Origin of the sequence: Pseudanabaena sp. lw0831 (genome assembly GCF_016584665.1) — a bacterium.
Taxonomy (GTDB): Bacteria; Cyanobacteriota; Cyanobacteriia; order Pseudanabaenales; family Pseudanabaenaceae; genus Pseudanabaena.
Genome location: NZ_BBJB01000069.1, coordinates 1 through 20966 on the forward strand (window position 1 = coordinate 1; position 20966 = coordinate 20966).

At 43.2% G+C, this 20966-nt stretch carries 23 protein-coding genes and 1 pseudogene; 6 read left to right on the top strand and 18 right to left on the bottom strand.

Annotation, left to right across the window (positions count from 1 at the left end; all coding sequences use genetic code 11):
- The 3 genes from APA_RS14205 to APA_RS14215 form a co-directional block, all read right to left on the bottom strand.
- On the bottom strand, window positions 1-685 hold a 685-nt coding region (locus tag APA_RS14205; RefSeq protein ID WP_201322925.1), incomplete at its 3' end, for a hypothetical protein.
- A gap of 59 nt (window positions 686-744) precedes the next feature.
- The gene (locus APA_RS14210; RefSeq protein WP_201322926.1) at window positions 745-1158 is read right to left on the bottom strand and encodes a hypothetical protein; all 414 of its coding nucleotides are present in this window, start codon (window positions 1156-1158) and stop codon (window positions 745-747) included.
- Window positions 1159-1416: 258 nt separating this feature from the next.
- The gene (locus APA_RS14215; RefSeq protein ID WP_201322927.1) at window positions 1417-1938 is read right to left on the bottom strand and encodes an adenine phosphoribosyltransferase; all 522 of its coding nucleotides are present in this window, start codon (window positions 1936-1938) and stop codon (window positions 1417-1419) included.
- Between the two features lie 131 nt (window positions 1939-2069).
- On the opposite strand from APA_RS14215, the gene hpxO reads away from it, so the two are divergent.
- The 3 genes from hpxO to puuE all read left to right on the top strand — a co-directional run bounded on the left by hpxO (window position 2070) and on the right by puuE (window position 4716).
- Entirely contained in the window at window positions 2070-3239 is a 1170-nt protein-coding gene (gene hpxO, locus APA_RS14220) for an FAD-dependent urate hydroxylase HpxO (RefSeq protein WP_201322928.1), read from the top strand.
- On the top strand, window positions 3236-3736 hold the full coding sequence (gene uraD, locus APA_RS14225; RefSeq protein ID WP_236579587.1) for a 2-oxo-4-hydroxy-4-carboxy-5-ureidoimidazoline decarboxylase: 501 nt from the start codon (window positions 3236-3238) through the stop codon (window positions 3734-3736). Before hpxO ends, uraD begins: the two co-directional genes overlap by 4 nt.
- A 71-nt stretch (window positions 3737-3807) precedes the next feature.
- A complete protein-coding gene (puuE, locus tag APA_RS14230; protein ID WP_201322929.1) occupies window positions 3808-4716 on the top strand; it encodes an allantoinase PuuE in 909 nt (302 codons plus the stop codon).
- Window positions 4717-4768: 52 nt separating this feature from the next.
- On the opposite strand, the gene hemH is transcribed toward puuE, so the two are convergent.
- The 3 genes from hemH to APA_RS14245 all read right to left on the bottom strand — a co-directional run bounded on the left by hemH (window position 4769) and on the right by APA_RS14245 (window position 7373).
- Window positions 4769-5782: a ferrochelatase gene (gene hemH, locus APA_RS14235; RefSeq protein ID WP_201322930.1), complete on the bottom strand. Its 1014-nt coding sequence runs from the start codon at window positions 5780-5782 to the stop codon at window positions 4769-4771.
- Window positions 5783-6028: 246 nt separating this feature from the next.
- A complete protein-coding gene (locus tag APA_RS14240; RefSeq protein WP_201322931.1) occupies window positions 6029-6421 on the bottom strand; it encodes a response regulator in 393 nt (130 codons plus the stop codon).
- Window positions 6408-7373: a DUF362 domain-containing protein gene (locus tag APA_RS14245; protein WP_201322932.1), complete on the bottom strand. Its 966-nt coding sequence runs from the start codon at window positions 7371-7373 to the stop codon at window positions 6408-6410. Before APA_RS14245 ends, APA_RS14240 begins: the two co-directional genes overlap by 14 nt.
- Before the next feature lie 233 nt (window positions 7374-7606).
- Here APA_RS14245 and ychF point away from each other — a divergent pair, with 233 nt between their 5' ends.
- On the top strand, window positions 7607-8698 hold the full coding sequence (gene ychF / locus APA_RS14250; protein ID WP_201322933.1) for a redox-regulated ATPase YchF: 1092 nt from the start codon (window positions 7607-7609) through the stop codon (window positions 8696-8698).
- 497 nt (window positions 8699-9195) lie between these two features.
- Here the strand turns inward: ychF and APA_RS14255 are convergent, their stop codons facing one another.
- Complete coding sequence (locus APA_RS14255) at window positions 9196-11799, bottom strand: chloride channel protein (protein WP_201322934.1); 2604 nt, start codon at window positions 11797-11799, stop codon at window positions 9196-9198.
- 235 nt (window positions 11800-12034) lie between these two features.
- Here APA_RS14255 and APA_RS25810 point away from each other — a divergent pair, with 235 nt between their 5' ends.
- Window positions 12035-12259 carry a transposase gene (locus tag APA_RS25810; protein WP_374101362.1) on the top strand — a complete coding sequence of 75 codons (225 nt, stop codon included), beginning with the start codon at window positions 12035-12037 and terminating at the stop codon, window positions 12257-12259.
- 6 nt (window positions 12260-12265) lie between these two features.
- On the opposite strand, the gene APA_RS14265 is transcribed toward APA_RS25810, so the two are convergent.
- The 10 genes and pseudogenes from APA_RS14265 to APA_RS14310 form a co-directional block, all read right to left on the bottom strand.
- A complete protein-coding gene (locus tag APA_RS14265) occupies window positions 12266-12580 on the bottom strand; it encodes a HigA family addiction module antitoxin (protein ID WP_201322935.1) in 315 nt (104 codons plus the stop codon).
- Between the two features lie 14 nt (window positions 12581-12594).
- Window positions 12595-12880: pseudogene (locus APA_RS25815) on the bottom strand (type II toxin-antitoxin system RelE/ParE family toxin).
- 180 nt (window positions 12881-13060) lie between these two features.
- The gene (locus tag APA_RS14275; protein WP_201322937.1) at window positions 13061-13351 is read right to left on the bottom strand and encodes a type II toxin-antitoxin system RelE/ParE family toxin; all 291 of its coding nucleotides are present in this window, start codon (window positions 13349-13351) and stop codon (window positions 13061-13063) included.
- A complete protein-coding gene (locus APA_RS14280) occupies window positions 13351-13578 on the bottom strand; it encodes an addiction module protein (RefSeq protein WP_201322938.1) in 228 nt (75 codons plus the stop codon). The genes APA_RS14275 and APA_RS14280 overlap by 1 nt, the downstream gene beginning before the upstream one ends.
- 107 nt (window positions 13579-13685) lie before the next feature.
- Window positions 13686-13931, bottom strand: coding sequence for a DUF2442 domain-containing protein (locus APA_RS14285; protein ID WP_201322939.1), 246 nt, complete (start codon window positions 13929-13931; stop codon window positions 13686-13688).
- Window positions 13924-14181 carry a DUF4160 domain-containing protein gene (locus tag APA_RS14290; RefSeq protein WP_201322940.1) on the bottom strand — a complete coding sequence of 86 codons (258 nt, stop codon included), beginning with the start codon at window positions 14179-14181 and terminating at the stop codon, window positions 13924-13926. Before APA_RS14290 ends, APA_RS14285 begins: the two co-directional genes overlap by 8 nt.
- Window positions 14182-14343: 162 nt before the next feature.
- A complete protein-coding gene (locus APA_RS14295; protein ID WP_201322941.1) occupies window positions 14344-15393 on the bottom strand; it encodes a restriction endonuclease in 1050 nt (349 codons plus the stop codon).
- A 129-nt stretch (window positions 15394-15522) separates the two neighbouring features.
- Window positions 15523-15906, bottom strand: a complete 384-nt coding sequence (locus APA_RS14300) for a type II toxin-antitoxin system VapC family toxin (RefSeq protein WP_201322942.1) — start codon at window positions 15904-15906, stop codon at window positions 15523-15525.
- A 5-nt stretch (window positions 15907-15911) separates the two neighbouring features.
- Window positions 15912-16187, bottom strand: a complete 276-nt coding sequence (locus APA_RS14305; protein WP_201322943.1) for a DUF2281 domain-containing protein — start codon at window positions 16185-16187, stop codon at window positions 15912-15914.
- A gap of 46 nt (window positions 16188-16233) precedes the next feature.
- On the bottom strand, window positions 16234-16641 hold the full coding sequence (locus tag APA_RS14310; protein WP_201322944.1) for a ChuX/HutX family heme-like substrate-binding protein: 408 nt from the start codon (window positions 16639-16641) through the stop codon (window positions 16234-16236).
- A 229-nt stretch (window positions 16642-16870) separates the two neighbouring features.
- On the opposite strand from APA_RS14310, the gene cysK reads away from it, so the two are divergent.
- Window positions 16871-17824, top strand: a complete 954-nt coding sequence (cysK, locus tag APA_RS14315; RefSeq protein ID WP_201322945.1) for a cysteine synthase A — start codon at window positions 16871-16873, stop codon at window positions 17822-17824.
- A gap of 400 nt (window positions 17825-18224) precedes the next feature.
- Here cysK and mutS read toward each other — a convergent pair whose 3' ends face one another.
- Window positions 18225-20897, bottom strand: coding sequence for a DNA mismatch repair protein MutS (mutS, locus tag APA_RS14320; RefSeq protein WP_201322946.1), 2673 nt, complete (start codon window positions 20895-20897; stop codon window positions 18225-18227).
- Between the last annotated feature and the right edge of the window lie 69 nt (window positions 20898-20966).

Sequence of the window (20966 nt, forward strand, 5' to 3'; positions counted from 1 at the left end):
CAGGATTCTGCTTTGCCAATTCGCGTCTGATCTCTAGAGCCTCCTGATATAGTTGCTCCGCTTGCTTGAGCTTATAATGCTCTTGCAAAAATGCTGCATATTCAAACAGGTTTTCCCCCGTCCGCGCCGCCCGTAAAGCCTCTTCAAAATATTCGCAAGTTTGCTCTAAACGGTTCGGTTGGTCATAAAAAGTTGCCCATAGCCGTGCCTTAATTAAAAACTCGTTCGCGATCTGCTCTCTACTGTCCCGTACATTTTCCCTTTGGCGATCCAGTTGCCGCTCCCTCTCGATCAGCTTATCGAAATCCTCAAGCATCTCCTCCGTCTTCAGCACCGCATCCGCCTCTCGAAATTCCCCGCGATCAAAGTGCGCCCTAGCTAGCCTTAACCGTTCCGTATTAATCTCAATCTTAGTAAAAGTTTCATATAACTTAAAAACGTTACCCTTAATTTCTTCTAACTGCCCCTCCAGTTCTTGCAGGTTTCTCGCAAGTTTTAAACCCCTTTCTGGTTTAGACGCTTCTTCCAAACTTTCCTGAGTCTCCCGACTCGTCTCCACCAATCTTTGATAATCAACCGATTGCAGATAAATATTTTGCGTGAAATTTTGGGTAACTTGGGCATCGTTGCCAATTACCCCAATATTCGCACCTTGAGCATTAACACTATGTTGAGATTCACTCATCGGTTTAGAGATCAGTCCTTAACGACCAAAAAGAACGAACACAACAAAAAGGTGCAAATTTAGGGTTTGCTTCCAAAATTCATATTGTCAATCTTGGCGCGATCGCCGATTACCCCAATATTCGCACCCTGAGCATTAATATTGAATTTGCCATTCTCCGTTGCCTCTTCTCCTTCCAAAATCTTCGCAATTTCCGCCTTCAAAACCGCATTCTCTGGAGCCTCCAGAATTTTCTTTAATTGCAGCCGCAACTGCCCCAGCCCATCCGCATCATCAGGATTTTCCGCAACATAAACTATCGCCTCCTTTGCACTGGGTTTAGTCTCCAAATGAGGCGATAGCTTCTTAAAAATTTCTTCAGCCCCTTTTTCACCCAACTTCTCAGCCCCTTTGTCCAAGGCTTTCTTCCCTAACCCCAACAGCGTAGGCAAATAAGGAGCCAGAAAACTCACAAGCGGTGTAATGATATCCATGAGAAATTATTGTTAAAAATTTATTAGAGCAGTCTACACCAACTTTTAAATTTTACTTATAGCGCTTTGCGCTCAAATCCAAATCAAGAGACTTTTTGAAAGTGCTGCTTTGCGATCGCCATCAGTAGTTCGGCAAAAAGAAAACTGTAATTGCCCAGATCCCAGACTTTTTTGGTGAAGCAGAACTAATCTATAGATTGCAAAGAAAAAGTCGGGGATCTTAAACGCTGCATCTTCGGCTTTTTGATGCTTAGCTACCTAATAATTTACTAAGGAAACAATCGGCACTTCTGGTAATGCTTTTCTGCCATTGAGAAAATCTAGCTCAATTAAAAATCCATAGCCAATTAGTTCTGCGCCTGATTGCTCAACCAGTTTGGCGGCAGCAGCAGCCGTTCCGCCTGTAGCGATCACATCATCGATGATGATTACTCTCTCACCTGCGGCGATCGCATCTTGATGCATCTCTAAGGTATCAGTTCCATATTCCAAAGCGTATTCAATCCGAAATACTGCTGATGGTAATTTTTTAGGTTTACGGACTGGCACAAAGCTACAACCTAAAGCCATCGCTAGTGGTGCGCCAAGGATAAAGCCTCGTGATTCAATGCCGATAATACAATCGATCGCCCCAATATTCAGTTCTACAAATTTTGTTTTAAAGCCTTGGATAACTTCTGTCAGCCCCTGAGGATGTGCTAACAACGGCGTAATATCTCGAAACATGATGCCTTGCTGTGGAAAATCAGGAATATCACGAATAATGCTTTTGAAATCCATAGGGTTGATTGCTGAAGAACTTCACAATCTTATCTGTATTCGCGATCACATTTAACACAACAGTATCGTAGTTTCATAACTTTAAAATGCTGTAAGTGTATACTGTATGCAAAGTATATGGGTTTGTTGCGATGTATGGCTTAAAAGCAATTGTCATCGGTGCGGGTATTGGTGGGCTTACTACAGGAATTGCCTTGCGACAAGCTGGTTATGAAGTAGAAATTTACGATCGGGTGCGGGATTTGCGTCCGATCGGCTCAGGGATATCGCTCTGGTCAAATGGAGTAAAAGTCCTCAATCGTCTTGGTCTCAGCCAAAAGTTAGCTGCGATCGGCGGACAGATGCATTACATGGAGTATCGCCATCTTTCAGGAAATGTTCTTAATCATATTTCATTGCAACCATTAGTTGAAGAAGTTGGGCAACGTCCTTATCCTGTAGCTAGAAGAGATTTACAAAATGTCCTACTAGAAGCCTTTCAATCTGTGGGTGGCAAGCTAACACTTGGGGCTAAATGCATCGGTATCATGGAGAGCTTTCGTGATGTCACGGCAAAATTTGAAGATGGCAGCACAGCCACGGGCGATCTATTGGTAGCCGCAGATGGGGTGCGTTCTCTCTTGCGGCAGTATATTCTCAACGAATCTGTAGAACCTAAATATGCTGGCTATGTTAACTGGAATGGGCTAGTTCCTATTAGTACCGATCTCGCCGCAGCAGATACTTGGTCAATTTATGTGGGCGAACATAAACGTGCTTCGATGATGCCCTTAGCAGGCGATCGCTTCTATTTCTTTTTCGATGTCCCATTACCACTGGGAACTGTTAACGATTGCGCTAATTACAAAAGCGAATTGAAGCAACATTTCCAAGGCTGGGCAGAGCCTGTGCAGTTACTAATCGATCGTATCGAGCCTGAATCTGTAGCTCGTCTAGAAATTCATGATGTCGGTCCAATTGAAAAGATGGTCAAAGGCAGAGTAGCTCTGCTCGGTGATGCCGCCCATGCCACTTGTCCTGATCTTGGTCAAGGTGGATGTCAAGCGATCGAGGATGGATGGGTGTTAGCCAATTATTTAGCATCCACAAACTTAAGTGTTCCCGACGCGCTAAGACGCTACGAAACTGAACGCAAAGTCCGCACCACCGAAATTGTCAATAAAGCCCGAAATCGTGCCGAAACAATTCACGGCAAAGATCCTGATATCACCCAAAAGTGGTATGACCAGCTCTCTCAAGAAGATCCATTGGATGTAACCAAAGCGATCGCTAAAATTATTAATGGAGGGCCATTACATTGAGTTATACGATTACTATGCTCGACCAGATGAGCCAATCAGAATTTATAGTAGCCATTGGTTCTATCTTTGAACATACACCAGAAATAGCAGCCGAAGCATGGCGATCGCAGCCTTTTGCCGATGTTCAGAATTTACATCAAGTGATGGCAGCGATCGTTTTAAAAATGAGCGATGATGCCCAATTAAAACTAATCTGCGCTCACCCCGATCTTGGCAGTAAGTTCAAAATGGCAGAAGCCTCAGTACAGGAGCAATCTACCGTCGGACTCGATCAACTCTCCGCCACAGAATACGATCGCTTCCAATATCTTAATCAAGCCTATAAAGACAAGTTCGCATTCCCTTTCATCATCGCTGTTCGCAACCATACCAAAGATAGTATCCTCAAAGCTTTTGAAAAAAGGATTCTAAACAATCTGGAAGTTGAGAAAAAACAAGCGATCGCTGAAATTATCGAAATTGCCAGATGGCGTTTGATTTTGGCTGTCAATAATTAGTAGTGGCAATTCATGAATTGCCACTACATTTTGTAATTGAGTAGTAATTCTATTGATCTTTTAAAAATCTTATGACCTACCCCAGAGACATGATTGGCTACGGGAGATTCATTCCCGATGCGAAATGGAAAGATAACGCCCGTGTTGCTGTCCAGTTTGTCATTAATTACGAGGAAGGCGGCGAAACCTGTATCCTGCATGGCGATAGTGCATCAGAGACTTTTCTGTCAGAAATTGTGGGCGCGGCTCCCTTTCATGGACTGCGACATATGAATATGGAATCTTGCTACGAATATGGAAGTCGTGCAGGGTTTTGGCGGTTATATCGGATGTTTTGCGATCGCAATATTCCCGTAACTATCTATGGTATTGCTATGGCACTCGCACGCAACCCCGAAGCTGTGGCAGCCATGCTGGAAGCGGATTGGGAAATTGCTAGTCATGGTTATCGTTGGATTGATTACAAATATTTTTCGCCCGAACAAGAGCGCGAGCATCTGCAAAAGGCGATCGCAATTCATACACAAGTTACAGGTGAACGTCCTCTTGGCTGGTATACAGGGCGCACAAGCGAGCATACACGCCGTTTAGTGGTCGAAGAAGGCGGATTTCTTTATGATTCTGATAGCTATGCCGATGACCTTCCCTATTGGAATTATGAATATGGTAAGCCACATCTGATTATTCCCTATACCCTTGACAATAACGATATGCGCTTCGCTACTCCTCAAGGATTTAATTCAGGGGATCAGTTCTTTGCCTATTTGCGAGATGCCTTTGATGTACTTTACGATGAAGGCGAAACATCACCAAAAATGATGAGTATCGGTTTACATTGTCGATTGGTTGGTAGACCAGGAAGAGCGGCGGCATTAGCTAGATTTTTGGATTATGTGCAAAGCCGCGATCTCGTCTGGATTTGTCGCCGTGTTGACATTGCGCATCATTGGCACAAGTGCCACAAGCCGTTGCAATCTTAATATCCCAAAAAATGAGAGGCGGCGCAAAGCTCCGCCTCTCATTTTTTGGGGCTTAAACAGCGATCGCGGCAGCTTTAGTTGTACCGAGCGATTCCATTACCAATTCTGCAAGGTCATTGATAAAAACTGGATGGCTATTTAATGCAGGAACGCGATCGAAGTTATGAATACCAGCTTCTTCAGCCACTTCTCGATATTCAATATCGATTTCTTGCAAAGTCTCAATATGCTCAGATACAAAACTAATCGGCACAACCAAAAGATCGTTAACACCGCGCTTAGCCAAATTCTTAATTGCTTCCTCAGTATATGGTTGTAGCCACTCAACGGGGCCAACGCGACTCTGATAAGCAAGGGTATGGGCGTTATAGCATTGATAATCGCGACGGAGCGCTTTCATAATCCCATCAACACAGTTTTCCATTTCGGACTGATAGGGATCGCCGTATTTGGTCACATATTTTACTGGCACACCATGAGCGCTGAAGAAGATATGTACATTCTCAGGTTCGGCAAAAGATTGTAACTTAGTATTGATTAGGTCATTCATCGCCCGAATGTAACCAGTGCGATCGTACCAAGACTGGATTGTAATTTTTTCGATCGCCTGAAGTTGAGGATCATTTTCCCAAAGCGCATCGAGTTGCTTGATACTCGAACCACTAGTACTTATTGAGTATTGAGGATATAAAGGCAAAACCACCAGACGAGTAATCCCATCCTGTTTGATTTGGGCGATCGTCTCTTCGGTATAGGGATGCCAGTAGCGCATAGCTACATAAACCTTGGCATCAATGCCATTACGCTGCAAAACATTTTCAATATTTTCACCTTGCTCTTTCGTAATTTGGAGCAACGGCGAACCACCGCCTATCATGCGGTAATTTTCTTGACTGATGGGGGCGCGACTAGCGGCAATCAGTGAGGCGATCGGCTTTTGTAAAAAGGGAAATGGGAGGCGAATTATTTCTGGATCGGCGAATAGGTTGTACAAGAAAAGATAGACATCTTCTAACTTTTCAGGGCCACCTAAATTTAATAGTATTACTCCAACGCGACCAGACATAAAAAGATTTCCTAAATTTGGTGAGTTAATAATTTGATAGAACCTACGCACTAACCACAATTGGTAGGGGCAATTCATGAATTGCCCCTACCAATGAATAGGGCTTTCAAGTCGTTTTGCGTAAGTCCTGTTTGATAAAAGTGAAATTTTAAAATTCTTCCTAGATCTTAGTCTAAGTTATAGGTAAGTATAAGCTTTTGTTTTGGGCTAACCATTCACAAACCTAGGGTGTCAAAGAGCAACACCCTATTGCGATCGCTTATCTAACCATTGCTTGACACATGCTTCCAACAGATCAATGTCTAATGGCTTTGTCAGATAATCATCACAACCTGATGCGATCGCAGATTCTTTGTCGCCTTTCATCGCATGAGCTGTTACTGCAATAATTGGGATTTGTGAAGTGCGATCGCTAGCTTTGAGTTGTCTAGCAACTTCCCAGCCATCTATCTCTGGTAAAGATAAATCCAGCAAAATCAGATCGGGATGATTAGTTTCCAGCCAATCTAGAGCGGCTTGACCATCTTGGATGCAAGTGACGCGGTAGCCTGAATCTTGAAACACTTGCTCCACCAAAACTTGGTTGTCAGGTGCATCTTCGACCACTAGGATTAGCGGTGGGCTTTTAAGTGCGGGCATAGGTACTGAGCGGTTCTTTTATAAACTTGATATAGAGATGTTTAAAGGTCGATCTCAAAACTCTAGGCATTCCAAAGTCAATCGCCATCATTGTTTCAGGTAGTTTCCAATCTTTGCTTTGCAAATTAGCGATCTGATCGCCAATGATGTCAATCGCATTAAGATCGCTACAAAGCCCTGTGCGAATGGCGGCAGCAACCGTCGGTACATCAAGAGGCTTAACTCCGAGAATCTCCACCATAACGCGATCTAGCGCAAATACGTCACAGGAAGCCGCTAAAACCCCTAAATCTTTTGGTTCACCAGCACTTGGTCCATTACCTTCATGTCCGACGATACCATCAAGGATCGTCAGCTCAGGATTAATAGCTCTTGCAGTTTCAATTAGCATTTGCGCGAATCTTTCGACATCTTTGCCAGCTTCCATATGCCACCAAGCTTTCATTTTGCCTGGTACGCAGCCAAAGAGATTTTTGACACCCAGAGTCAGGGTCAGTTGCATATGTGACTTCACCTTGGGCAAGTTAATCACGACATCTGCGTCCATTGCCTCTTTACTCAGCCGCAAATGTTGTAACTCACCTTCGCCTTCAGTTGCGTAACGCTTACCATGAAATTCGATGATCGGGATTCCCAATTCTTCAGCAAGTGGTAACAAGCCATTTGCCTTGGCAATGCCTTTGGCACTTCCAAAAGCAGGACTATCCCCTAAAAAAGGTTTGCCCCCAGCATCCTGTACCATTTTTGCAACGCAATACACCAATTCAGGGCGAGTGGTGCATTCTTTGGTAGGACGCGATCCTGTAAGTAAGTTGGGCTTGAGGAGAACGCGATCGCCTGCTTTGACGATGCTGGACATGCCTCCTAGGGGTGCAAGTACTGCCTCTAGGGCTTTCATCAGTGATGCTGTTTCGTAGCTAGAGGTATGTAGGAGACTGACAATTGGTTTCATGAATGTTTCTAGAAGGTGTTAGGTCAGCGAGCTACTTAAAATATAGCCTATTGACAATCTCAGCGCTAAAGCGACTGAGATTCCTGATTTCTAATAAACCCAAAAGATGAGAGGCGGCGCTTCGCGCCGCCTCTCATCTTTTGGGTTTGGCTTGGTAAAAGTCTCACTTGGTGAGACTTTTATGACAGAATTTATAGGCACAATGTCAAAAAGTTTTCGTTTAGATAGCCATCATGCTCAAAGCTGGGATTGTCGGACTACCCAATGTGGGGAAGTCTACGTTATTTAATGCCCTAGTTGCCAACGCCAAGGCGGAAGCAGCCAACTTTCCCTTTTGTACGATTGAACCCAACGTTGGCTCGGTGTCCGTCCCTGACGATCGCCTCAATACTCTCGCCTCAATCGGTAAATCTGCACAAACTATCCCAACCAGAGTCGAATTTGTCGATATTGCGGGACTGGTAAGAGGCGCAAGCAAAGGCGAAGGACTAGGAAATCAATTTTTAGGAAATATTCGAGTCTGCGATGCGATCGTCCATGTCGTGCGTTGTTTTGAAAATGACGACATTATCCACGTTGAGGCCTCGATCGATCCTGCCCGTGATATTGAAATCATCACCCTTGAACTTGCCCTATCCGATTTATCTCAAGTCGATCGCCGCATCGATCGCACCCGCAAAGCTGCCAGAGCCGATGCTGATGCAAAAATTGAATTAGCAGTCCTTGAAAAAGTTCGCGAGACGCTTGATGCTGGCAAACCTGCGCGTCTAGCCAATCTCACCGATGAAGAAAAAGAAGCAATTTCCGTATTGCAGTTGCTCACTCTCAAACCGACGATTTATGCCGCCAATGTCTCTGAAGATGATCTTGCCACAGGCAATGCTTTTGTCGAGAAGGTAAAGGCGATCGCGGCTGCCGAAAATGCGGAAGTAACTATTGTCTCTGCTCAAGTCGAGTCGGAACTTTTAGAGCTACCAGACGACGAACGTCAAGACTTTTTGGAATCTCTCGGAGTCAAAGAGGGCGGATTACGATCCTTAATTCGCTCTACCTATCACCTCTTAGGACTACGCACCTATTTCACAGTTGGACCCAAGGAGGCTCGTGCATGGACAATTCATGCAGGCATGAAAGCACCTCAAGCCGCAGGCGTAATTCATTCTGATTTTGAAAAAGCCTTTATTCGAGCAGAAACTGTTGCCTTTAAAGACCTTGTAGATTGTGGCTCGATGACTGCTGCTCGTTCTAAGGGATTGCTACGCAGTGAGGGCAAAGAATATGTGGTGCAGGAAGGTGATGTGATTTTATTCCTCACCAGTGCCTAAAAGATACACGAAACGCTGAAACCCTAAAATAGGGTGGCGACGCTTTGCGTCGCCACCTTATTTTAGGGTTTGATATAAAACAAAAAGACCTAGCCATTGGCTAGGTCTTTTTGTTTCGGAATACTTTGTGATCTTTAGGTCACAGTCAACTGCTGGAAGGATCTCAGGTTTACTAGTAAATTAGGCTAGCAAGCTAGAGATAATTAACTAAATAACTTACAGAACAGCCCCAGCGCACAGCTCGGAAACCTGAAGACCCATACGTTTACCGTTACTACTATCTGATTGCATGGGCATCACCTCCTGTTATCTAAATATTTATTATCAAGTGTGGTTCGGCTTAACACCGAAGGTTTATTCAACCTGAGACGTAATATAGCTGACAAATCAGGATTTGACAATAGAGATCATATAGCAATGCAAGTTTTGCCTAGGACATAAAACCCAAATAAAGAAAGGCGGCGCATCGCGCCGCCTTTCTTTATTTGGGTTTTGATTTATAAAGCTTTGCGAAAAATGATGATGGTTCTGTTACTGTTTCGAGCGATCGCATCGGGAATATTCCCATGCATAATCTGCTGCACAATGCCCTCACGACTTGCACCTAACATAATGACATCACTTCTCTCCTGATTAGCTAGATCGAGAATCGCATCGGCAATTGATTTAGAACAGATGGGAATCGTGCCAACAGAAAAGCGAAGCGATTTATATAAAGAATCTGCATATTTCTCTAACTGACTCGCCTGATGATTTTCATTCACAGGAGAAAAGATTTGACAGAGACAGACTTCTGGATAAGGAGAAAGTGACATCAGTGCAGGTAGTAGCAGCAAGGCATTCTCAGTATTTGGACCTCCAGCAATCGGGATTAACCAACGATTAAAGGAAATACTTGGCTTCTTGAATTCTTGATTAAATGGATTAACTTTCTGCAAGCGATCGCTAAACTTGACAAGCATTACATCACAATTTGCTTGCCTCACCACCGTATCCACTGTGTCCCCAAATATGCGATCGGGAGATTTCGATTTACCATACCAGCCAATTAATAACAAATCAATCTGGCGATCGCTAGCTACTTCTAAAATAGTCTGCCCCTCATCATGGGCGACACGTACTTGCGAATGGAGAGAGACTTTCCTAGTCTTGGCAGCATTAGCTACCTGCTGAAATAGTTCTAAACTAGGATTTAAATCGACAGCTGTTGCTGATGGTGTGAGATGGGGAGAGATAGAGATAATATGCAGACATTCTAATTCGTAGTTTTGCTTTTCTGCGATCGCAAGAGCTATTTCAATCAGATACATTGCAGTTTGAGGATTACTCAAAGGTAGTAATAAACGCCCCTTGCCCGTCGCAGTTCCGCGCTGTTGGTAAACAAGATAGGAAGATTTGGATGTTTGGGAACTAACTCCCCGCAATCGCTTTGCTTGAGCACGTAGAATATCGCTGCGAGTGATAATACCGACAAGCTTATCGCGATCGATCACGGGTAAACGCGACAGCTTGTAATATGAAAGTAGATAGAGAACTTGAGAAAGGCTCTCTTCAGGACTGACCGTAATCGGCTTTTGGGTCATGATTTGGCGGATCGCAACATCTCCCGATATCTTGCTTTCTTGAGCCTTGACTAAATCCATTTGCGTGATAATGCCGACTAGATGCCCATCAGTAACGACAGGAAAGCCACGATGTCGCGATCGCGCAAATGTCTGTATCGTCTCATTGATGATCATGTCACTGCTCAGTGTTTCCACCTGTCGCTGCATCACATCCACGGCTCTCAATCCATCCCATAATCCATCGGTGACAGTTTCTGCTTCAAGATGAATGCCTTTTAGTTCCAATAAATGTGTGTATAAAGAGCCAGGGGCATACTTCTCAGTACAGAGATAAGCAACTACGCCAGTAATCATCAATGGCAGAATAATATTAAAATCTCGCGTGATTTCAAACACAATCACAAAGGCAGTAATTGGTACTTTGGCGACTGCCCCAAAAAATGCTCCCATTCCCGAAAGCGCATAGGTTGCGAGAGTTCCCACACCCAGTAGCGAATGTTCTAAATTCCCCACCAGTGAGCCAAGAGCCGATCCTAAGATCAAGCTAGGTACAAATAATCCTCCAGAAGTCTCGGCGCTACAGGCAATTAGGGTGAGGATAAATCGCACTGCAAAGGTTCCTGCGGTAACTTTCCAGTCTGATTGTCCCATTGCCAAAAATAGCTGCAAGCCTGTACTGTCGCGAAAGTCATTGGGTAATATGGCGATCGCAATTCCCGACAAACAACCTGCGATCGCAATCCGCCATGCTATTCCAATTTTAAAAAAATTGCGATTCCATTTGATCACGGCGAGTACACTGTGATTAAAGAATGCTGCAAACCAGCCAACCAGCAACCCTAGCAATAGGAGAAAAGGAATCTCTTGGGCGGAGAATTGAATGACAGGAATAACTGAGGTAAGGCTATGCCCAGACAACATCAGAGAAACGACACCGCCAATAAACGAAGCGAGAATCGCAGTTCCTAAAGTCAGGCTTGAGACATCATGCAGCAGTTCTTCGATCACAAATAATACGCCTGCGATCGGAGCATTAAATCCTGCGGCGAGTCCTGCGGCGGCTCCAGCGGCGATCAGTTGTCGCTGATATTCAGGCGAGGTAGGAATCCATTGGCTTACTTGTCCTGCGATCGCAGCCCCAATCTGTACGGTTGGTCCCTGCCGTCCTAGCGCTAGTCCCGAGCCCAGCGCCAAAATTGTACTGGCAATCTTGACCACAGCAACACGCAGATTTAGAGCGATCGGAACATAACCAAGGGCTGCTTTGACTTGGGGAATGCCACTACCTGAAGCCTCAGGTGCAAATTGTTCGATTAAAAATCCTGAAAGATATCCGCCAGTCAAGCCAATTACAGGTAATGCAAACCATGCGGGTAAGTCGTTAGCAATTTGGAGCCGCCAACCACCGATCCAACCAATTCCCTGTTTCAACATGACGGCGGCTAGACCCGCTAGTACCCCAATCAAACAAGCTTCAAAAATGGCTAGCCGTTTTGGTCTTAACCATTTTTGCAACGATGTTATTTCTAAAGCCATAAAAAACTACTGAGTTTGACTAGAGATTGTAAATTAGATCGTGTCAAGAGGAAAAAGGAGAAAATAAACCCCAGTAAAACCACACAAGAAAAAACATGAATATCCGCACTGAACTACTAGACGAACTGCTAAAAGAGTACAAAAAACCAGAAGCCCTGATGGGAGAAGGAGTCCTCCTTAAAGAATTAACCAAAGCACTGGTGAAAGATGCTTAAACGCGGAGATCAATTACCAGATGCAAGAAGAGAAAGCCACCCCGACCGCAGAGCAGCCCAACAATCGGCGCAATGGGTATAGCCCAAAAAACATCAAAGGGACATTTGGCGAAGCGACGATCGCCGTGCCAAGAGACAGGAATGGCGAATACGAACAAATCCTGATCGCCCTCTCAAAATCCAAAATCACGATCGCCACTTCAAAAATCAAACAGAGATCGCCTCTTCAAAATCAAATTTTTTGATCCATCCTAAACTTGAATTAGTTGCTGATTATTCATAAATGAACGAGGTTGAATCGTCTTTTGAATTTCTTCTCCCGCTAACTCCTCAGCTAGCCGCAACTCATAAGCTTTTTGCAAATTAAGCCATAGTTCTGCACCAGTGCCAAACCATCGTCCTAGACGTAATGCAGTGTCCGCAGTAATACCTCTTTGCCCTTTGATGATTTGCGTAATCCGATTTGTGGGAATATGAAGCGATCGCGCTAGTTCTGATGCACTAATTCCAAGTTCTTCTAGTTCATCTGCTAAGATTTCGCCAGCGTGAATTGCGGGTCTTGCCATAGCTGTTTTCTCCTTTAGTGATAATCGACAATTTCGATATTAAATGGACGATTTTCTGTTTCTGTCCACTCAAAACAAATACGCCATTTGTCATTTATGCGGATGCTGTACTGTCCTTTTCTATCTCCGCTTAATGCCTCAAAACGGTTGCTTGGTAATGCCATTAGAGCTTCTTTGTTAGGCGAGAGCTTCTAGAACTTCTAGACGTTTGTATGCTTGTCTTTCAAAGCTCTGAAACTCTTTGACAAGATCACCCGCAGCAAATTTGGCTGTGCGTTTGTCTTTATATTTTTGAGACATAGGCAAGTCTTATGTGTTACGTCAAGCATAACATTAAGATCGCCACTCCACAAAAATCAAAAAGCGATCGCCCCCTACAACACCCAAAATCGCGATCGCCTCTTCAAAAAAATCAAACAGCGATCGCCTTCTTACCACTCAAAATCGCGATGCCTCCTCAAAAATCAAACAGAGATCGCATTACTTTCGACTCTTCCAATATCCAACTTCTCGACTGCAATGCATCACGGCTAAGATCAGAATATAATCTTGCTCAATCGTATAAAGGATTCCGTAGGGGAATTTTCGTGTCATGCATCGGCGAATATCTTCATCAATTGCGGGGTAACGATTAGGAGATTCTTTAATCCGAAAAATTGCATCTTCAATTGCATTGATAAAAGCTTGCGCGATTTCCGTTCTCTGTTCAGCATAGTATTGAACCGCCTCAGAATATTCGGCAAGTGCTTCGGGATGAAATACATACTTCATTACGCAAGTAATCGTCTTACCTGAGCTAGAGCATCTTCTCCATCGATTGTTTGAACGGAACCATCACGGACTGCATCGCGTCTTTTTTTTGCCTCGGCTGTCCATGTTGCCTGAACAGTTGGATCGGTGTCAAATTCTAGGCTTTCGATTAGTTTTTCTGCTAATAGCGCTCTAGAAATGCTAGGGAGAGATAATAATTCTTTCGTAAGTAGCTCTATTGATCTCATAAATAACCTCAAAGCAATGGGTATTTGGTATGTAGTCTAGCAAAAAATAAATTTAATGGCTGTAGTAACGCCACATTACAAAAAATCAAACAGCGATCGCGCATTGTTTAAGCTGTTTGGGCAACTGTGGCTAACTTAATTAGTCCTTTAGTTGTTAAATCTTCATCGATCGCATACCAATGAATTCCATAACCTGATGGCGAAATACGATACATTCTACGTTCAATATCAGTTGCTTGAGCGAGTTTTTTAGAAACTTGAACAATTGGAATTTCAAAGGTTTCTTCATTAACCGATAAAATTATCCACTCGCCACTAAAATCTATATTCGATACGTTGTATTGCTTATCCATTTTGCTGGCTCCTGAATGCTTGCCATTCATCTACTATTTCATCAAAGTTTTGTAAGATTATCTTCTTAACTTCTCGCGTATCTCGTGATGACATTCCATAGGAGTAAGCCTCACGAATTTCGTATAGATCAATATCTAGCCAATATTTACATTCGCTGTCTCCTTTCTGAACATGAATATGAATTGGTTCATTTCCTTCATCCGAATAAAAGAAAAATCGCCATCCTTTTAGATAAAGAACTGTTGGCATTTAGGTTGATATCGTTATATTTGTTAAACTAGCATATTTTCTAAAACCAAACAGCGTCGCGATCGCCCATCCACAAAAATCAAACATCGATCGCCTCTCTCACCACCTCAAAATATCACGATCGCTACTTCAAAAAATCAAACAGCGATCTACTCAGTTTTATTAACTATTAATTAATAATGATTTTTTGTGTTCATTTTCACTATTAAGAACAATTCGTTCTAAGTTTAATGTCCAATCTATACCGAAATTTTCATTTAAAAGAATGACAAGTTGTTCGCCTGATACTAACTCGATAATATCATCACTTTTTGATAGTTTTTCTGCTGGTTCAGAGAAACGATGAGTAGTGAACAAAACACCTCTGTTAAATCTTTCATATGCAACAACTCCTCTAAGAGAACGAACAATCTCAACTCCAACTGTGTGAGTATAAAGTTTACATTCAATTGCAATTTTCTCTTTCTGTCCAATCGAATCTCTTATTGCAATAACATCTCTTCCTCCATCTCTAGTAGCAGAAGTTAACTCTGTTTTATAGCCCATTCTTGTGTATAAGCTTTTAATAAGATGTTCAAATTGCCGTGAATCTATTTCTAGCAAAAATTTGATTTTATCTTTGCTATTTTCAGGGACACCAATAAATTTAGCCCGTATAATCTTTATTGCATCACATAAACCCGAAATATAGTTATCAGGCAACCAAAAAAAATGGGCTATTAAATAGTTTTCAATAATACTAATTGCTTTTTTAGGATGATCTGGTAAAAGCTCTAAGATCCATGTTATACCTTCCCAAGGAGGTGAGCAACTTTTATCTTTAGACCAGATAAGCAAACGCATAAAATATGGTTTGTTCGCTAACCAAGCCATTGGATCTTCCTGTTTTCTGAATTCAGAAACAAGTTGAGGTAAAATCAATTTATCATTTCCAAATGTTGTTGATGGAACTAAAAAAAGCTTGATTAAGTTATAAACTTCATGATTACTTCTGCTATCTATAGAATCAATATATTCATTTGCTTGTTCTTCTGACGGGAAGCAATTGTCAATAAAATAAGCTTTCCTCTTTTTAAATAAAAGAGTAAGCCAATCATCAAGAGATAAATTTTTCGCGTCAATGAATGGTTTGTTTTCATCTATTTGAGTTAACAAATCACTTATTGCACCCTCCATTTGTCGAGTTAACAAATCACCTGTTGCATCTTCCATTGGCACTTTCCTAAAATTTTATAGATATTGCTTGCTGTCAACAAACTTTAAACACGTTCAACTGACTCTGAGTTATAACTTTAGCCGACTTAATCTTTGAAGTATGTTTACAACTCCTTATAACTTAGCTCATTCCCAGAATCTAGTAACTGAATAAGAATCAAGTTTTTTGTCTGCGCTAACTAGAGTCAGCGATCGCCTCATAGCCTGAGCGACAATCATCCGATCAAAGGGATCTTCGTGTTCTTTTAGGATCGGCAAATCAATATAGGCTAGGCTGTCATCAAATACAATCGGCAACTCTTGAATATTCAGAGCATTCATATTCTCTTTGATTGTTTCAAAAGATGTCAGGAGATTTAATTTGCCAATATTGATTTTTATTGCTATCTCCCAAATAGAAATAACACTAACAAATACAAGCTCAGTTTCTTCAATTTTTTGACTTACACTTACGGGCAAGCGTAAGTCATTATTGAGAAACCAAAGTAGAGTATGTGTATCTAAAAGCATAGGAATTAATACATATACTCTTGCATTTCTGCCAATGGCTCATCAAAATCATCTAACATCACAATCTGCCCTGTCATAGTTCCTGCTTGCCTATATTTTTTCTTGGGTATGTCATCACTTGCGATAGGCGATTCCTCAATTCCCTTATTCAATAGATATTGTGCATAATGCAGAACCTCGATCTTGAGAGCATCTGGCATTTTCGCAAAGACTTTTAGCACTTCATCGTTTAAGGAAATATTGGTGCTAGATTCTTGATCTTTAGTAATAGTTTGTTGCATTGACTTTGGCTCTGGCGCGATCGCAGATAGAAATATTAATTATGACTTATACACTCTCAACAGGCTCAGGCTTCCAAGTTTCGCCGTACTTGTCTTTGAGAGCAGCCCATGCCTCGACCTGACCTTCGGCATATTCCCCTGGTTTACCCCATTGCAAGAAAGCACTCATTTGCGCCTTATCATCGGTATCGAGGAAACGGACGGCGTAGGTGGTGAAATTGCCGCGTTTGGCTTCGCCTGTTTCAAAGCGGACATCGGTGATTTTGTCCATGTTTAGGTGAAACTCGATGTGTTCGGAATGCATATTCGCATACTTGCCCTTGGGTAACTCTGCGTAAAACAGCTTCTCGATATTTACCCTAGCTTCTAGCACACCTGCATCACTGGTGACGATCAGGCGAACTAAGCCGAGAGTGTGACATTCTTCTAAAAAATCTTTTAAAGTAGCAGCCATAGGAGTTTATTTAATATTAATTAATATGTTTGTGATGATGTTGTGAAATTTTTTTGCGATCGCAATATCCCTATTAAAGCCGAAAAAGGTTAGTCTGTGCAGCCTTTGGGACATAAAAGCGGCGATCGCTAATTTATATCAACAAAATATCAAGAAATTCCAAAGCCCTCAAAAATGCTCTAAAGTTGACTACAAGCTCATTTACCCGCAATCGTTTAAGCATTTATCTATGAAAATTGCCAACAACATAACCGAATTAGTCGGACGTACTCCTCTAGTCGAATTGCAGCGCATCCCCAAGGCTGAAGGCTGTGTAGCGAGAATTATCGTCAAACTAGAAGGCATGAATCCCGCCGCATCTGTCAAGGATCGTATCGGGGTGAACATGATCCAAGAAGCTGAAGAACAGGGCTTGATTTCGCCACACAAGACGATTTTGGTCGAGCCAACATCAGGCAATACAGGGATCGCGCTCGCTATGGTTGCCGCCGCAAAGGGTTATAAATTAATCCTGACAATGCCTGAAACCATGAGTATGGAGAGGCGATCGATGTTACGGGCTTATGGAGCCACCCTCGAACTAACGGCTGGTAGCGAAGGCATGGGCGGCGCAATCCGTCGCGCCAAGGAAATTAGCGAAAGTACTCCCGATGCATATATGTTGCAACAGTTCCGCAATCCATCTAATCCTGCGATCCATCGCAAGACTACGGCTGAAGAGATTTGGGAAGATACTGATGGAGAGATTGACTTTCTGATTTCGGGAGTTGGCACTGGCGGCACGATTACAGGTATTGCTGAGGTGATTAAATCGCGCAAGCCATCGTTTAAGGCGATCGCAGTCGAGCCAGCCAATAGCCAAGTCTTAGCAGGCAGTCGCCCAGGTCCCCACAAAATCCAAGGCATCGGTGCGGGATTTATCCCTGAAGTTTTGAAGACAGAACTGATTGATGAGATTATTCCTGTGACTGACGATCAAGCGATCGCCTATGGTCGTAGACTCGCTCGTGAAGAAGGACTTCTATCAGGAATTTCTAGTGGAGCGGCGCTCTATGCGGCAGTACAGATTGCGAAACGTCCTGAGAATGCGGGCAAAATGGTAGTAATGATTCAGCCTAGCTTTGGCGAACGTTACTTGAGTACGCCTCTATTCCAAGATCCTGAATTGATGGCACTGAGTTAATACCCCTCCCTAAACCCAGTCAAGTCAGCAATTCATCGCCCCTAGCCCCCAATTCTGGGGGAACAAGAAAATAAGGTAGTCCTAAAGATGTAAGGACTTCTGGAGAGCCTTTGGAGTAAGGAATACATGGATTATACCTCAAAACATCAGACGCAAGTTTTTATGAAAAACAGGCTAACAGATTCAGTTGCGTCGTCGATTTATCGGCTATTGAGTCCAACTTAATCGTCATACTTGAGAAATTCCACTTTTAGGGGTATTTCTCAAGTTCATGTACGAAAAACCTTGTAGAGATCCTTACTTGTGTAGCACTACCAATATCAGAATGTAATAGACCTATTGAGGCGTAGTGTCTAAAATTACTGCGATCGTTACGCAGCAAAGGCTTCTATGGTTTTGACTAGGGGGAATGAGTATCAAATATCGTCATTTGTGCTTCATTTCGTGAATCTTTGCTCGGTCGTGATGATGACTTTGGTATGCGATCGCCTTTAGTCGATCCGCCCGATCTCAGACCAGTAGCAATATGACTATTTTTTGCAATTTGCTCTAATACCTGCTTAGCACGACTGATCACACTTGCGGGCAAGCCTGCTAAGCGCCCCACCTCAATTCCATAGGAGCGATCTGCGCCGCCTTTTTGAACTTGATGCAAAAAGATGATTTCATCTTCTAATTCTTTGACTGTCACTTGGAAATTTGCCACATTAGGGAGTAAGCTCGCCAGCTCATTGAGTTCATGATAATGGGTTGCAAAAATCCCGCGCGCTTTGATTCTATTAGCAATATATTCGGCAACTGACCATGCGATCGCCATGCCATCAAAAGTCGAAGTGCCTCGCCCAATTTCATCGAGTAATACGAGTGAATGATCCTTAGCGTGATTGAGAATATTTGCGGTTTCATTCATTTCCACCATAAACGTAGATTGACCTGTGGCGAGATCATCGACTGCGCCAACACGGGTAAATATGCGATCGCATATTCCCAAAGTCGCCGATTCCGCAGGGATAAAACTGCCTACTTGAGCCATCAGTTGAATTAGTCCAACTTGGCGCAAATAAATACTTTTACCGCTCATATTGGGTCCAGTTAGCACGATTAAATCTGGACAATCGGGCGATTGCTCGTCATTGCCTAAATAGGTAGAATTGGGAACAAAGAAGCCTGCGGGGAGAGCTTGCTCGACGACAGGATGACGACCATTGTGAATTGAGATCGCGCGATCGCTAGTAATTTGCGGACGGCAATAGTTATAGGTAACGGCTACTTCGGCAAGACTGCACAAGACATCGGCGGCGGCGAGGGCAGTAGCGAGGATTCGCATCGGTTCGATATGCTTAGCCGTAAGTAGCCTCAACTCCACAAATAGGTCATATTCCAACTGCTTTAACTCACTATCAGAATTGAGAATCCTTGTTTCTCGTTCCTTTAGTTCTGGTGTGATATAGCGCTCTTCATTGGTGAGAGTTTGCTTACGGATGTAATCGGCTGGAGCCTGTTCGCTTTTGCCACGCGAGATACTGATATAATAGCCAAAAGCCTTGTTAAAGCCAACTTTGAGCGTATTAATGCCCGTGCGTTCTTTTTCCTGTTTCTCAAAAGCAGCCAACCATTCCACATCATCACGACTCTGTTGACGCAGATGATCTAGCTGTTCATTTACTCCTGAACGAATGATATTGCCTTCGGTAATATAAATCGGTGGCTCTTCAACGAGCGTGCGTTGTAACTGCGAACCTAGTTGCAATAGTTCCGATGGCACGGACTGTAGAGATTTTAAATAGCGAGAATTAGATTTGGCGACAACATCGGCAACATCGCGCATTCTTTCTAGTGACATCGCCACGGCAATTAGATCGCGCCCATTTGCCGTACCTGCTCCAATCCGACTGCATAGTCGCTCTATGTCATAAATCTGACTTAAGCATCTTCGCAGATTTTTACGGAGAGAATGCTGTTTGAGTAATTCTGTAATTGTATCAAGACGTTCGTTAATAGCGGCAATATCCTTGAGCGGTTGTAATAACCAACGCCGCAATGCTCGGCTGCCCATGCCAGTTGTGGTTTTATCAAGCGCCCATAACAACGAACTATAGTAAGTCCCATCGCGCACAGTTTGGGTGATTTCTAAGTTGCGTCGCGTTTGGTTATCGAGAATTAGATAATCTGCGATCGCATAGGTAGAAATTCCTTGCAATGGCATTTTCACACTTTTTTGAGTGGATTCCAGATATTCTAAAATCCCTCCAGCCGCCCTAATTGCCAAAGGTAAAGCTTTGCAGCCAAAACCCTCAAGCGATCTCACTCTGAATGTATCAAGAATACGCTGCTTGGCTTCAGCTAAGGCAAAAGGAGCTTGCGATCGCGGTGTATAGCAAAAACCCTCAGGTAAAGCGCTATAAGGATAAGGTAAAATTGATTGTTTTTTTTGTGAAATCCCTTCCCAAAATGCGCCAGTTTTCTCGGCTTTAGAACCGCGAAACAATTGCGGATTCGGGACATCTATGGGAATCAGAACTTCCGCAGGTTGTAAGCGCAATAGTTCTTGAATCAAATGCTCGGTTCTATTTAACTGTGTAACTGAAAACTCACCTGTGGAAATATCAGTGTAAGCCAATCCCCAATTCTCACCACCATTAGCGATCGCCACCAAAAAATTATTTTTCTTCGCCGCCAGCATTCCCTCTTCGATCACCGTGCCTGGGGTGATTACTCTCGTAACTTCGCGACGTACTAGCCCCTGAGCTTCGGAGGCAGCTTCCATTTGATCGCAAACAGCGATCGAGTAGCCCTTTTCGACTAACTGATTGGCGTAGCGATCTAGAGCATGGTGGGGAATCCCCGCCATAGCAATCCGCCCAATCGTCTTGCCCCCATCGCGACCAGTTAGCACTAATTCTAATTCCCGTGAAATTAGCTCAGCATCTTCAAAAAACGCCTCAAAAAAATCCCCCAACCGATACAACATCACTGCATGGGGATACTGCTCTTTCATCTCAATATAATGCAGCATCATCGGTGTGAGGGCCGCGCGATTAACTAGAGCCGACGATAGAGCTAATTCAGCCATTCAAATTTTGGTCATAAAACAATGTTATCAAACCATTGTAAATGGCATTTTGCCTCTATACATAGCAAT